10 protein-coding genes and 1 riboswitch are annotated in these 13134 nt (G+C 41.3%); of the genes, 7 read left to right on the plus strand and 3 right to left on the minus strand.

The window, feature by feature from the left end; genetic code table 11:
* The first annotated feature begins 61 nt into the window (after positions 1–61).
* A complete protein-coding gene (locus FQT24_RS09385; protein WP_143952823.1) occupies positions 62–907 on the plus strand; it encodes an undecaprenyl-diphosphate phosphatase in 846 nt (281 codons plus the stop codon).
* A 146-nt stretch (positions 908–1053) separates the two neighbouring features.
* Here the strand turns inward: FQT24_RS09385 and dinB are convergent, their stop codons facing one another.
* A complete protein-coding gene (gene dinB / locus FQT24_RS09395) occupies positions 1054–2115 on the minus strand; it encodes a DNA polymerase IV (protein WP_143952825.1) in 1062 nt (353 codons plus the stop codon).
* A 241-nt stretch (positions 2116–2356) separates the two neighbouring features.
* Here dinB and pflB point away from each other — a divergent pair, with 241 nt between their 5' ends.
* Positions 2357–4681 (plus strand): formate C-acetyltransferase, encoded by a 2325-nt coding sequence (gene pflB / locus FQT24_RS09400; protein ID WP_143953039.1) that lies wholly within the window; start codon positions 2357–2359, stop codon positions 4679–4681.
* Between the two features lie 262 nt (positions 4682–4943).
* Here the strand turns inward: pflB and FQT24_RS09405 are convergent, their stop codons facing one another.
* Positions 4944–6383 carry a TrkH family potassium uptake protein gene (locus FQT24_RS09405; RefSeq protein ID WP_143952826.1) on the minus strand — a complete coding sequence of 480 codons (1440 nt, stop codon included), beginning with the start codon at positions 6381–6383 and terminating at the stop codon, positions 4944–4946.
* A 3-nt stretch (positions 6384–6386) separates the two neighbouring features.
* Entirely contained in the window at positions 6387–7736 is a 1350-nt protein-coding gene (trkA, locus tag FQT24_RS09410; RefSeq protein ID WP_143952827.1) for a Trk system potassium transporter TrkA, read from the minus strand.
* Between the two features lie 188 nt (positions 7737–7924).
* Between trkA and FQT24_RS09415 the strand changes: the two genes are divergently transcribed.
* The 5 genes from FQT24_RS09415 to FQT24_RS09435 all read left to right on the plus strand — a co-directional run bounded on the left by FQT24_RS09415 (position 7925) and on the right by FQT24_RS09435 (position 12696).
* A complete protein-coding gene (locus tag FQT24_RS09415) occupies positions 7925–8773 on the plus strand; it encodes an SAM hydrolase/SAM-dependent halogenase family protein (protein WP_049542540.1) in 849 nt (282 codons plus the stop codon).
* A gap of 15 nt (positions 8774–8788) precedes the next feature.
* On the plus strand, positions 8789–9334 hold the full coding sequence (locus tag FQT24_RS09420) for an ECF-type riboflavin transporter substrate-binding protein (RefSeq protein ID WP_143952828.1): 546 nt from the start codon (positions 8789–8791) through the stop codon (positions 9332–9334).
* A gap of 168 nt (positions 9335–9502) precedes the next feature.
* Entirely contained in the window at positions 9503–11185 is a 1683-nt protein-coding gene (locus tag FQT24_RS09425) for an ABC transporter ATP-binding protein (RefSeq protein ID WP_143952829.1), read from the plus strand.
* Positions 11170–12000, plus strand: coding sequence for an energy-coupling factor transporter transmembrane component T family protein (locus tag FQT24_RS09430; protein WP_143952830.1), 831 nt, complete (start codon positions 11170–11172; stop codon positions 11998–12000). Before FQT24_RS09425 ends, FQT24_RS09430 begins: the two co-directional genes overlap by 16 nt.
* A gap of 192 nt (positions 12001–12192) precedes the next feature.
* A complete protein-coding gene (locus FQT24_RS09435; protein ID WP_143952831.1) occupies positions 12193–12696 on the plus strand; it encodes a tRNA (cytidine(34)-2'-O)-methyltransferase in 504 nt (167 codons plus the stop codon).
* A gap of 59 nt (positions 12697–12755) precedes the next feature.
* Positions 12756–12973, plus strand: a riboswitch (FMN riboswitch).
* The last annotated feature ends 161 nt before the right edge of the window (positions 12974–13134 follow it).

Here is a 13134-nt window from a genome sequence, read left to right on the forward strand (position 1 = left end):
AGAGAGCTGTCACAGACTGAAAAAATATGCTATAATGGAAGATAGAAAAAAGGAGTAATCTATGTATCTTATTGAAATTTTAAAATCTATCTTCTTCGGGATTGTTGAAGGAATTACGGAATGGTTGCCCATTTCCAGTACAGGTCACTTGATTTTAGCAGAGGAATTTATCCAATATCAAAATCAAAATGAAGCTTTTATGTCCATGTTTAATGTCGTGATTCAGCTTGGTGCTATTTTAGCAGTTATGGTGATTTACTTTAATAAGCTCAATCCTTTTAAACCGACTAAGGACAAACAGGAAGTTCGTCAAACTTGGCAATTGTGGTCGAAAGTTCTTGTAGCTACTTTGCCTTTACTTGTCGTCTTTAAATTTGATGATTGGTTTGATACCCACTTCCATAACATGGTTTCTGTTGCTCTCATGTTGATTATCTATGGGGTTGCCTTTATCTATTTGGAAAAGCGCAATAAAGCGCGTGCTATCGAACCAAGTGTGACAGAGTTGGACAAGCTTCCTTATACGACAGCCTTCTATATCGGTCTCTTCCAAGTTCTTGCCCTTTTACCAGGAACTAGCCGCTCTGGGGCAACGATTGTCGGTGGTTTGTTAAATGGAACCAGTCGTTCAGTTGTGACAGAATTTACCTTCTATCTTGGGATTCCTGTTATGTTTGGAGCCAGTGCCTTAAAGATTTTCAAATTTGTGAAAGCAGGACAGCTCTTAAGTTTTGGGCAATTGTTCTTGCTCTTGGTTGCGATGGGAGTCGCCTTTGCAGTCAGCATGGTCGCTATTCGTTTCTTGACAAGCTATGTGAAAAAACACGACTTCACCCTTTTTGGTAAATACCGTATCGTGCTTGGTATTGTCTTGCTATTGTATAGCTTTGTCCGTTTATTTGTATAAGAAAAACCTTGAAGGGGTAACTCTTCAAGGTTTTATACTCTTCGAAAATCTCTTCAAACTGCATCAGCTATATCTGCAACCTCAAAACAGTGTTTTGAGCAGCCTGCGGCTAGCTTTCTAGTTTGCTCTTTGATTTTCATTGAGCGTTAAAATCCAGTTACGGTAATCCCCAGCAGGCGGACACCTTTTTCTTTCTCGTCCAACTCTTCATAGAGTTGCCGGGCTATTTGGCTGATCTGACTAGCATCCTGCGTTTTTTGATCCAGACTTTTTCGTTTAGTCAGAGTTGAAAAGTCTTCGTAGCGGATTTTTAGAATGACAATTTTTCCAGCTTTTTCTTGTTGATTGAGATTGAGAGCGACTCTTTCTGATAGGAGAGTCAGCTCTTTTTTGATGTCTTCCTCGGCACGGAGAATTTTTCCATAGGTTTTCTCTTTCCCGATTGATTTACGGATACGATTGGACTTGACCGGGGAATTGTGGATACCACGAGCCTTTCGATACAGGTCATAGCCCAGTCTACCAAAACGGTCTATTAGGATCACTTCAGGAACTTCAAGTAGATCAGCGCCAGTAAAAACTCCCATTTGATGAAGTCTTTCCACCGTCTTTTTTCCTACTCCATGAAACTTGGAAATATCCATTTGTTTGAGGAAATCCTCAGCCTGGTCAGGTAGAATCACTGTTAGACCATGTGGCTTTTGATAATCGCTGGCCATTTTAGCTAAGAATTTGTTGTAGGAAACGCCTGCAGAAGCAGTCAAATGGAGTTCTTGCCAGATATCCTCTTGAATGAGGCGAGCGATTTTGACCGCTGACTTGATACCGAGTTTATTTTCTGTCACATCCAAATAGGCTTCGTCAATACTCATAGGCTCAATCAAATCTGTATAGCGCTTAAAAATAGCTCGAATCTGGAGCCCCACAGATTTGTATTTCTCATAATTCCCTGAGATAAAGACAGCCTGAGGACAACGTTCATAGGCTTCCTTGGAACTCATGGCAGAATGGACACCAAAAGCTCGTGCCTCATAGCTACAAGTGGAAACGACACCACGCCCACCTGTTTGCCGAGGGTCACTGCCGATAATGACAGGTTTTCCTCTGAGTTTAGGATTATCTCTGATTTCCACTGCAGCAAAAAAGGCATCCATGTCAATATGGATGATTTTCCTTGACAAATCATTTAATAAAGGAAAAATCAACATGTCTAGCCCCCCCTTTTTTACCGCTTATTTTCTTTTATTATACCCTTTTTTCTGAAAAAAAGAAAAAAGGACTTTATTTTTTCAAAAATATAATACAGTTTGGGGTAAAATATAGACTGTTTTAGAAAAGAAAGTGTAAAAATAGGGATTTTCCACTTGTTGAAATCGGTTACTGTGTGTTATACTTGTCTCATGAATGTAACAGATGGTTGTTACTAGAAAGAAAAAAGAGGACATTAACATGGTTGTTAAGACAGTTGTTGAAGCACAAGATATTTTTGACAAAGCTTGGGAAGGCTTCAAAGGCGTAGATTGGAAAGAAAAAGCAAGTGTATCACGCTTCGTACAAGCTAACTACACACCTTATGATGGAGATGAAAGCTTCCTTGCAGGACCAACAGAACGTTCACTTCACATCAAAAAAATTGTAGAAGAAACTAAAGCACACTACGAAGAAACTCGTTTCCCAATGGACACTCGTCCAACATCTATTGCTGACATTCCAGCAGGATTTATCGATAAAGAAAACGAAGTTATCTTCGGTATCCAAAACGATGAACTCTTCAAATTGAACTTCATGCCAAAAGGTGGTATCCGTATGGCTGAAACTACTTTGAAAGAAAATGGATACGAACCAGATCCAGCTGTTCACGAAATCTTTACTAAATACGTAACAACAGTTAACGACGGTATCTTCCGTGCTTACACTTCAAACATCCGTCGCGCTCGTCACGCTCACACTGTAACTGGTCTTCCAGATGCATACTCACGCGGACGTATCATCGGTGTTTACGCACGTCTTGCTCTTTACGGTGCAGACTACTTGATGCAAGAAAAAGTAAACGACTGGAATGCAATCGAAGAAATCGATGAAGAAACAATCCGTCTTCGTGAAGAAGTCAACCTTCAATACCAAGCATTGCAACAAGTTGTTCGCTTGGGTGACCTTTACGGAGTTGATGTTCGCAAACCAGCTATGAACGTTAAAGAAGCTATCCAATGGGTTAACATCGCCTTCATGTCTGTCTGCCGTGTTATCAACGGGGCTGCTACATCTCTAGGTCGTGTGCCAATCGTATTGGACATCTTTGCAGAACGTGACCTTGCTCGTGGTACATTTACTGAATCAGAAATCCAAGAATTCGTTGATGATTTCGTTATGAAACTTCGTACAGTTAAATTTGCTCGTACAAAAGCTTACGACCAATTGTACTCAGGTGACCCAACTTTCATCACAACTTCTATGGCTGGTATGGGTAACGACGGTCGTCACCGTGTTACTAAGATGGACTACCGTTTCTTGAACACTCTTGACAACATCGGTAACTCTCCAGAACCAAACTTGACAGTTCTTTGGACTGATAAATTGCCATACAACTTCCGTCGCTACTGTATGCACATGAGCCACAAACACTCTTCTATCCAATACGAAGGTGTAACAACAATGGCTAAAGACGGATATGGTGAAATGAGCTGTATCTCATGCTGTGTGTCTCCACTTGACCCAGAAAATGAAGAGCAACGCCACAACATCCAGTACTTCGGTGCGCGTGTAAACGTATTGAAAGCCCTTCTTACTGGTTTGAACGGTGGTTACGACGATGTTCACAAAGACTACAAAGTATTTGACATCGAACCAATCCGTGATGAAGTTCTTGAATTTGAATCAGTTAAAGCTAACTTTGAAAAATCTCTTGACTGGTTGACTGACACTTACGTAGATGCTTTGAATATCATCCACTACATGACTGATAAGTACAACTACGAAGCTGTTCAAATGGCCTTCTTGCCAACTAAACAACGTGCTAACATGGGATTTGGTATCTGTGGATTTGCTAACACTGTTGATACATTGTCAGCTATTAAATACGCTACAGTTAAACCAATCCGTGACGAAAATGGCTACATCTACGATTACGAAACAATCGGTGAATACCCACGTTGGGGTGAAGATGACCCACGTTCAAACGAATTGGCAGAATGGTTGATCGAAGCTTACACAACTCGTCTACGTAGCCACAAACTTTACAAAGACGCAGAAGCTACAGTTTCACTTTTGACAATCACATCTAACGTTGCTTACTCTAAACAAACTGGTAACTCACCAGTTCACAAAGGTGTGTACCTCAACGAAGATGGTTCTGTGAACTTGTCTAAACTTGAATTCTTCTCACCAGGTGCTAACCCATCTAACAAAGCTAAAGGTGGATGGTTGCAAAACTTGAACTCACTTTCTAGCCTTGACTTTAGTTATGCAGCTGATGGTATCTCATTGACTACACAAGTATCACCTCGCGCTCTTGGTAAGACTCGTGACGAACAAGTTGATAACTTGGTAACAATCCTTGATGGTTACTTCGAAAATGGTGGACAACACGTTAACTTGAACGTTATGGACTTGAACGATGTTTACGAAAAGATCATGTCAGGTGAAGATGTTATCGTACGTATCTCTGGATACTGTGTAAACACTAAATACCTCACTCCAGAACAAAAAACTGAATTGACACAACGTGTCTTCCACGAAGTTCTTTCAATGGATGATGCCTTGGATGCGTTGAGCTAATCAAGTTCTTGAATAATGAAATAAGGAACCCTCGGTCAGTTGACTGAGGGTTGTTTTTGGGGATATTAAATTCCTTAATACTCTTCGAACCACGTCAGCTTTATCTGCAACCTCAAAGCACCGCTTTGAGGTTGTAGATAAGACTGACAAAGTCAGTCACACATATACGGCAAGGCGAAGCTGACGTGGTTTGAATTTTATTTTCGAAGAGTACTAAAATAAAAATACCACACTTTGTAGGTTTACAAGGTATGGTTGTATTTTATCTCTTAGACCAAGTCCTCTTCATAAAGAGAAGTAGGATTGGGTATATCTCCAAGCGCCCTGCAATCATTGCAAAGGAGAGGAGAATTTTTGAGATAGGACTAAAGATTGAGAAACTAGAAGTGGTTCCTAGGATAGGCCCAATATTATTGAAACAGCTAAAGACAGCGCTGGTCACAACCAGAAAATCATTGCTATCTAGGCTGACAATAAAGATAAGCGCTAGCAAAATCATAGAATAGATGACAAAGTACTTGAGAATCTTATGCTGGGTATCTTTGTCAATCACCGTTTTATTCACATGGAGGGTCAAAACACGGTGGGGCGATAGGATTGACAAAATCTGATTTTTAGCAATTTTTGAAAGGATGAGGCCTCGAATAACCTTGAGTCCACCTGCGGTTGAACCAGCAGAACCACCGATTCCCATAAGGAAGAGAAGGATAAACTGGGAGAAGAGGGGCCAGTTGGTAATATCTCCGTAACCAAAACCAGTCGTCGTAATGATATTGGAAACCTGGAAGAAGGCCATTTCAAAACTCTTTGAAAATCCTGGATAGAGATAGAGGGTATTGAGGCTAATCAAGCCTGTAGAAACCAGTACAATGACCAAGTAAGCTCGAAGTTCTTCATCTCCAAAGAAGGCTTTGACACGACGGAGCATAAGGTAGTAGTAGAGATTGAAATTTACCCCAAAAACCAAAACTCCTATACTAACCAGATAGGTAATCAGTGAGCTACCATAGTGGGCGATTCCATCGTTATAGACGGTAAAGCCTCCTGTACCTGCTGTCCCCATGGCAATGACAAAACTATCAAATAGGGGCATGCCAGCCAGATAATAGATGATGACAAAGAGGGAGAAGAGAGCTAGATAAAGGAGATAGAGAATCTGGGCAGTATTTTTGAGTTTGGATACAACCTTACCAAAGACGGGTCCAGGAACCTCAGCCTTCATCACTTCTAGGTGACTATTCTTGGCATTATCCATAATAGCAAGTGCAAAAACAAGCACTCCCATCCCTCCAATCAAGTGGGTAAAACTTCGCCAGAAGAGGAGGGAACGACTGAGGACCGAAACGTCGTTCAGAATAGTTGCTCCAGTAGTTGTAAAGCCAGAACTGATTTCAAAAAAGGCATCGATAACGCTGGGAATTTGCCCAGCAAAGACAAAGGGGAGACCGCCAAAGAAAGACCAGAGAATCCAACAGAGGGCAACAATTAAGATTCCCTCCTTGGCATAAATCCGTTGATTTTTTGGCTTCTGCAAGCTCCCTGAACCGCCTAACAATACGAGAATCCCTATGGTTGAAAAGAGGGCTGTAAAGACTTGGCTCGATTCATGGTAATAGATAGCGACAGACACAGGAACCAAAAGAAGAACAGCTTCAATCAAAAGTAATTTTGAAAGGAGGTAACGAATCATACTTTTATTCATTTCTTACCTCGCGATCAAGTCATAAATTTTAGTGATGTTTGGCAACAAAGTTGTTACTAGGAGCTTGTCTCCAACTTCCAACATATCCTCCCCAGTAGGGAAAATAGTTTTTCCCTTTCGAATGATGGCTGCAATAAGAACCCCTTTTTTCAATTTCAGTTGAGAAAGAGGTTTGGCAGTCATTTTATTGGCTTCCTTGATATGGAATTGCAGAGTCTCGATTTGACCATTGGCTAGATGGTGCATGGCTTGAAGGTCTGAATACTGGGCATTAACCCGACCACGAATAAAGTGCATAATCGTATCTACAGCAATGCTTTTAGGTGTGATGATACTTGAAAAATCAGGTGCATTGATAATCTCGAGGAGACTGGTACGATTGACCTTGGTGATATTTTTTTGTACACCTACGCTGTCAAGGAACATAGAGGTAATCAGATTTTCCTCATCGACCCCTGTCAGTGTTGCAACGGCATCATAGTTTTGAGCACTTTCTTCCAGTAGGATATCTTTTGCGGTACCATCTCCTTGAACAATGTAGAGATTTGGAAATTTCTCGCTAAAGAAGCTGGCGATTTCGGGATTGATTTCAATGACTTTGGTATCGATACGACTGTCTTTGAGAATGCCTAGTAGATAATAGGCAATTCTACCTGCACCAACGATGAGAAGGCTCTTCACGGCACGTGATTTGAAATAATTATGGAAGAGCATCATATCAACACGGTTACCAGTGACAAAGATTCTATCTTTATCCTGTACAGTCATGTCACCGCTTGGAATGATAATTTGATGATCCCTCTCTATCGCACATACAATGACATTGCCAAATTTTTTCCGAAAATCAGAAATGGGCATTTGGCAAAGACCACTGGAGGATTTAACAGTGAATTCCATCAAGCTGACCCGTCCCCCAAAGAAACGTTCGACAGATAGGGCGTTGGGGAAGTCAATGATATTCGCGATAGCGCGGGCAGCCAAGAGCTCAGGGTTAACGATAAGAGAAAAACCGAGAATATTCTTTTCCTTGAAATAAGAGTTAGAATATTCAGGGTTCCGCACCCGAACGATGGTCTCTTTAGCTCCCATTTTTTTGGCTAGAACGGCTGCAATCATGTTCACTTCATCGTATTCAGTCAGGGCGATAAAGATATCACAATCCTGGACACTGGCTTGCTCAAGGATGGTAAAATCGGCCCCGTTACCAAGGATACCCATGATATCAAAGCGATTAACAATATGATTGAGGACAGCTTCGTCTTGCTCAATCAGCAAAACATCATGCTTTTCTGCAACCAAAGAGCGACAGAGGGCAGAACCAACTTTTCCCCCTCCGACAAGGATAATTTTCATAATAAAACCTACTTTTTCATGATGTAACTATCATACCTTTTTTCAAGAAAAAATGCACCTACTAGCTAATCACCAGAGTTTTTAGTAGGAAATTTGCTATAAGGTAAAACTATACCCTAAGCAATTGAAATAGCTATTAGCGACTTTCTCTGAAATATGGTATGATAAAGGGTGTATAAGGAGATAAAATGAATAATAATTTACTGGTATTACAATCAGACTTTGGTCTGGTAGATGGTGCGGTATCGGCTATGATTGGAGTGGCTTTAGAAGAATCTCCAACCTTAAAAATTCATCACTTGACGCACGATATTACGCCTTATAATATTTTTGAGGGGAGTTATCGTCTCTTTCAGACGGTGGATTACTGGCCTGAGGGAACGACTTTTGTATCGGTTGTCGATCCAGGTGTCGGCTCGAAACGTAAGAGTGTAGTTGCCAAGACTGCAAAAAATCAATACATTGTCACGCCAGATAATGGGACGCTTTCTTTTATCAAGAAACACGTTGGCATTGTAGCTATTCGTGAGATTTCTGAAGTGGCCAATAGACGTCAAAATACAGAGCATTCTTATACCTTCCACGGTCGTGATGTCTATGCCTATACTGGTGCTAAACTGGCCAGTGGTCACATTTCTTTTGAGGAAGTGGGACCAGAGCTCAGTGTGGATCAGATTGTGGAGCTTCCAGTCGTAGAGACCATCATTGAAGACCATTTGGTGAAGGGAGCTATTGATATTCTGGATGTGCGTTTCGGCTCGCTTTGGACCTCTATCACACGAGAAGAGTTTTACAAGCTGGGACCAGCATTCGGTGACCGTTTTGAGGTGACTATCTATCATGCAGATATGCTGGTCTATCAAAATCAGGTTGTTTATGGCAAATCATTTGCAGATGTGAGAATTGGGCAACCCATCCTTTACATCAACTCTCTCTATCGTTTAGGTCTGGCTATCAACCAAGGTTCCTTTGCCAAGGCCTATAATGTGGGTGTCGGTTCATCTTGGACCATTGAAATAAAGAAAATAGAATCATAAAATAGGAGAATATAGATGAAAAATCAATCAATTAAACAAGTTGTTGCTATCGGTGTTGGAGCTGCGCTCTTTGTTGTCATCGGGATGATCAGTATTCCAACGCCTGTTCCAAATACAAGCATCCAGCTTCAGTATGCGGTACAGAGCCTCTTGTCTATTATTTTTGGCCCTCTAGTGGGACTACTTGTTGGTTTAATTGGGCATGCGGTGAAGGACTCTCTTGCTGGCTACGGTCTATGGTGGACTTGGATTATTGCTAGTGGTCTCTTTGGTCTAGCTGTAGGTCTCTTTAGAAAATACATTCGAGTAACACAGGGTGTTTTTGAGTTGAAGGATATTGTCTTCTTTAACCTCATTCAGATTGTTGCAAATGCTCTTGTTTGGGGTGTCTGGGCACCACTTGGAGATGTTGTGATTTATCAAGAAGCGGCAGAAAAAGTATTTGCCCAAGGGATTGTTGCGGGAATTGCTAATGCTGTAACTGTAGCTATCGCAGGTACCCTTCTCTTGCTAGCTTATTCACGTACGCAGACTCGTTCAGGAAGTTTGAAAAAGGATTAACATAAAGGAAAAGGCTGGGCAACCGGTCTTTTTCGATGTTTATAGACTAGTCGGGTAAGCAATTTAGGCTAGGAATCTTGTTGGCGCTAAGTTTTTAATAGAAGAGTCTGCAAGAAGGGTTCGATTTATGATAAAATAGAAGTCTAAGAAGCGAATGAAGAGAGTAAGATGAAAGAAGCTATAATTGAGTGGAAGGATTTCTCTTTCCAGTATGAAACGCAACAAGAACCAACCTTGCAAGGGGTGGATTTGACTATTTATAAGGGAGAGAAAGTCTTAATTGTTGGGCCATCTGGCTCAGGCAAGTCTACCTTGGGTCAGTGTTTGAATGGAATTATTCCCAATATTTACAAGGGTCAGATGTCTGGAGAATTTTTGATCAAGGGGCAAGCGGCCTTTGATATGAGTATCTATGATAAATCTCATCTGGTTAGCACGGTTTTGCAGGATACAGATGGGCAGTTTATCGGCTTATCTGTGGCAGAGGATTTGGCTTTTGCTCTAGAAAATGATGTAACAAGTCTAGAAGAGATGAAAAGCCGTGTTCATAAATGGGCTGAAAAGCTGGACCTTCTCCCTTTATTGGCTCAGCGGCCTCAGGATTTGTCAGGTGGACAAAAGCAGCGAGTCAGTCTGGCTGGTGTCTTGATTGATGAGAGTCCGATTCTCTTGTTTGATGAGCCACTCGCCAATCTGGATCCCAAGTCAGGTCAGGATATTATCGAATTGATTGATCAAATTCATACGGAAGAGGAAACTACGACACTGATTATTGAGCACCGTTTGGAGGATGTTCTACATCGCCCTGTGGATCGGATTGTCTTGATAAACGATGGTCGTATCCTCTTTAATGGTATCCCTGACCAACTACTGGCGACTGATTTATTGACACAAAATGGAATTCGGGAACCCCTTTATCTAACCACTCTCCGTCAATTAGGTGTGGATTTAGACAAGGAAGAACAGTTAGCAAATTTGGACAACTTGTCTATCTCAAAAGGCCAGGTTCAGTTGCAGACTGAATTGGTAAAAGAAACCGTAGAATTGCAGTCACTCTTTAAATTAGAGGACGTGTCCTTTTCTTATGATGATAGACCGATTTTAAAATCTCTTCATCTGGATATTAAAAAGGGTGAAAAGATTGCCATTGTCGGAAAAAATGGAGCAGGGAAATCAACCCTAGCCAAGGCCTTAAGTAGCTTTATTCAGACTGAAGGCCGCTATCTTTGGGAAGAGCAGGATATAAAAGGAGATTCGGTAGCAGAACGGGCGGAACGAGTAGGCTATGTGCTGCAAAATCCTAATCAAATGATTTCAACCAATATGATTTTTGATGAGGTGGCTCTGGGACTTCGTTTGCGAGGTGTGGACGAGCAGGAAATTGAAACGAGAGTCTATGAAACTTTGAAAATCTGTGGTCTCTATGAATTCCGTAATTGGCCTATTTCTGCCCTGTCATTTGGTCAGAAAAAACGTGTGGCTATTGCATCGATTTTGGTCTTAGGAGCTGAAATTATCCTCTTAGATGAACCGACAGCGGGTCAAGACCAGAAGAATTATACTGAGATTATGGAATTTCTCGAAGAGTTGCATCAAAAAGGGCATACTATTGTCATGATTACCCATGATATGCAATTGATGCTGGATTATTCAGACCGGGCCCTTGTCATGGTGGATGGGGAATTGATTGCCGATACTGATCCAGCTAGTCTGTTGAGCAATCCTGAGCTGTTAGTAAAAGCCAACCTAAAAGAAACTTCAATCTTCAACTTGGCCAAGAAACTAGATGTGGATCCACTTGCTTTAACGGCATTTTACAAAGAAAGGAGAGAAGGATGCAAGCTAAATTAATCGGTTACCAGCATAGAGATACTGTGATTCATCGCTTGTCAGGAGCTGGGAAACTCCTCTTTTTCATACTCGTGTCATTGGCGGCTATGATTAGCTATGATACCAGACTGCTTGTTCTGATTGCCATCTTTTCGGTCTTTCTCCTCTATTTGTCAGAAATCCGTTTTAAAGATGTTTCCTTTGTAGCCGTTTTTGCGACGGTATTTGCCGTTTTAAACGTTTTGATGGTCTATCTCTTTTCTCCCGAGTATGGGGTTGGACTTTACGGAGAGAGAAGTGTGATTTGGCAGGGAATCGGTGCATACACTCTGACCAGTCAAGAGCTCTTTTATCTGCTAAATTTGGCTATTAAGTACCTTTGCACCATTCCTCTGGCTATTATCTTTTTGATGACAACCCACCCTAGTCAGTTTGCTTCCAGTTTAAATCAAATTGGTGTGCCCTATAAGATTGCCTATTCTGTCAGCCTGACCTTGCGCTATATTCCAGATTTGCAGGAAGAATTCTTTACTATCAAGATGTCTCAGGAGGCGCGTGGGATGGAATTATCCAAGAAAGCTTCTCTTATGCAACGAATCAAAGGCAATCTGCGCATTATCACTCCCTTGATTTTTAGCTCGCTAGAACGCATTGATACCATTGCGACCGCCATGGAACTTCGCCGCTTTGGGAAAGAGAGAAAACGCACTTGGTATAGTTATCAGGCCTTGAAAAAAGGAGATTATATTACCTTGCTCTTGGCAGCTGTATTTTTAGTAGCTAGTTTACTACTTATCTTGCAGAATCACGGACGATTTTACAACCCTTGGAAATAGCTTGAAAAAATTGAAAAAATCAAGTCGTTTCTATTGACAATGATTCTGAAAGTGTTATACTAAGAAAGTAGTTTCGCTGATTTACTTCAAACCTGTTGTGAGGTAAGTTAACGATGCCTTAACCACGCTGTTTGCTGAGCTTGACTCCGGGCAGTGTGGCTATTTTTTTGCAATGGTGAAAGGAAGCAAGTCATGACAAATCACATTGTATTATTTGAACCTCAAATTCCACAAAATACAGGCAATATTGCGCGTACTTGCGCTGCGACCAATTCTCCCCTCCACATCATCAAGCCCATGGGCTTTCCTATTGACGACCGCAAGATGAAGCGAGCTGGATTGGATTATTGGGATAAGCTAGAGATTTATTTTTACGAGAGTTTAGAGGATTTTATGTCTCAGATGAAGGGAAAACTTTATCTGATTTCGAAATTTGCGGAAAAAGCCTATTCTGATGTGGATTTATCGACTGATGAGGACCATTATTTTCTCTTTGGACGTGAAGACAAGGGCTTGCCTGAGGACTTTATGCGAGAACATCCTGAGAAAGCTCTCCGTATTCCTATGAATGATGAACATGTCCGCAGTCTCAATGTGTCTAATACCGTCTGCATGATTGTCTATGAGGCTCTTCGCCAGCAGAACTTTGCAGGTCTTGAGCTTGTTCATACCTATGAAGTGGATAAATTGAAATAAAAAATGAAAATGAAAATGAACAAAATGCTTGCGCTTGCAAGCGTTTTTTGTTATGATAAAAGAGTCTTCAGGGCAGGGTGTGATTCCCGACCGGCGGTGACTTTAACTAGCTATTTTGGCTTACTCTTCGTTGTCTTGTCTGGATATACTCAAGTATTATCTTCGACTGCGACGCCTAGATTAATCCAAAATATCTTAGTTAAAGAAGTCCGCGAGCGCAAGCTGATGTGGTGAGATTCCACAACCGACAGTATAGTCTGGATGGGAGAAGACGAAAGAATAGCTTTGTCTGTTCGGATAGATTTATAGCTAGATTGTAACCGCTTGCTTGAATTTCCTTAATAGAGTGAGAGGGAACTTTTGGGATATAAAAAGTGAGAATAGATAGAGGAATCCTTTCTAACTTCTTCTGATTTTATAGAAAATTGGAGGAACCTG

Source organism: Streptococcus mitis (genome assembly GCF_901542415.1).
GTDB classification, from domain to species: domain Bacteria; phylum Bacillota; class Bacilli; order Lactobacillales; family Streptococcaceae; genus Streptococcus; species Streptococcus mitis_BL.

Excerpts from the sequence above, each read along its gene's own strand:
- FQT24_RS09385 (WP_143952823.1), top strand. The coding sequence starts at position 62 with ATGTATCTTATTGAAATTTTAAAATCTATCTTCTTCGGGATTGTTGAA.
- dinB (WP_143952825.1), bottom strand. The coding sequence starts at position 2,115 with ATGTTGATTTTTCCTTTATTAAATGATTTGTCAAGGAAAATCATCCAT.
- pflB (WP_143953039.1), top strand. The coding sequence starts at position 2,357 with ATGGTTGTTAAGACAGTTGTTGAAGCACAAGATATTTTTGACAAAGCT.
- FQT24_RS09405 (WP_143952826.1), bottom strand. The coding sequence starts at position 6,383 with ATGAATAAAAGTATGATTCGTTACCTCCTTTCAAAATTACTTTTGATT.
- trkA (WP_143952827.1), bottom strand. The coding sequence starts at position 7,736 with ATGAAAATTATCCTTGTCGGAGGGGGAAAAGTTGGTTCTGCCCTCTGT.
- FQT24_RS09415 (WP_049542540.1), top strand. The coding sequence starts at position 7,925 with ATGAATAATAATTTACTGGTATTACAATCAGACTTTGGTCTGGTAGAT.
- FQT24_RS09420 (WP_143952828.1), top strand. The coding sequence starts at position 8,789 with ATGAAAAATCAATCAATTAAACAAGTTGTTGCTATCGGTGTTGGAGCT.
- FQT24_RS09425 (WP_143952829.1), top strand. The coding sequence starts at position 9,503 with ATGAAAGAAGCTATAATTGAGTGGAAGGATTTCTCTTTCCAGTATGAA.
- FQT24_RS09430 (WP_143952830.1), top strand. The coding sequence starts at position 11,170 with ATGCAAGCTAAATTAATCGGTTACCAGCATAGAGATACTGTGATTCAT.
- FQT24_RS09435 (WP_143952831.1), top strand. The coding sequence starts at position 12,193 with ATGACAAATCACATTGTATTATTTGAACCTCAAATTCCACAAAATACA.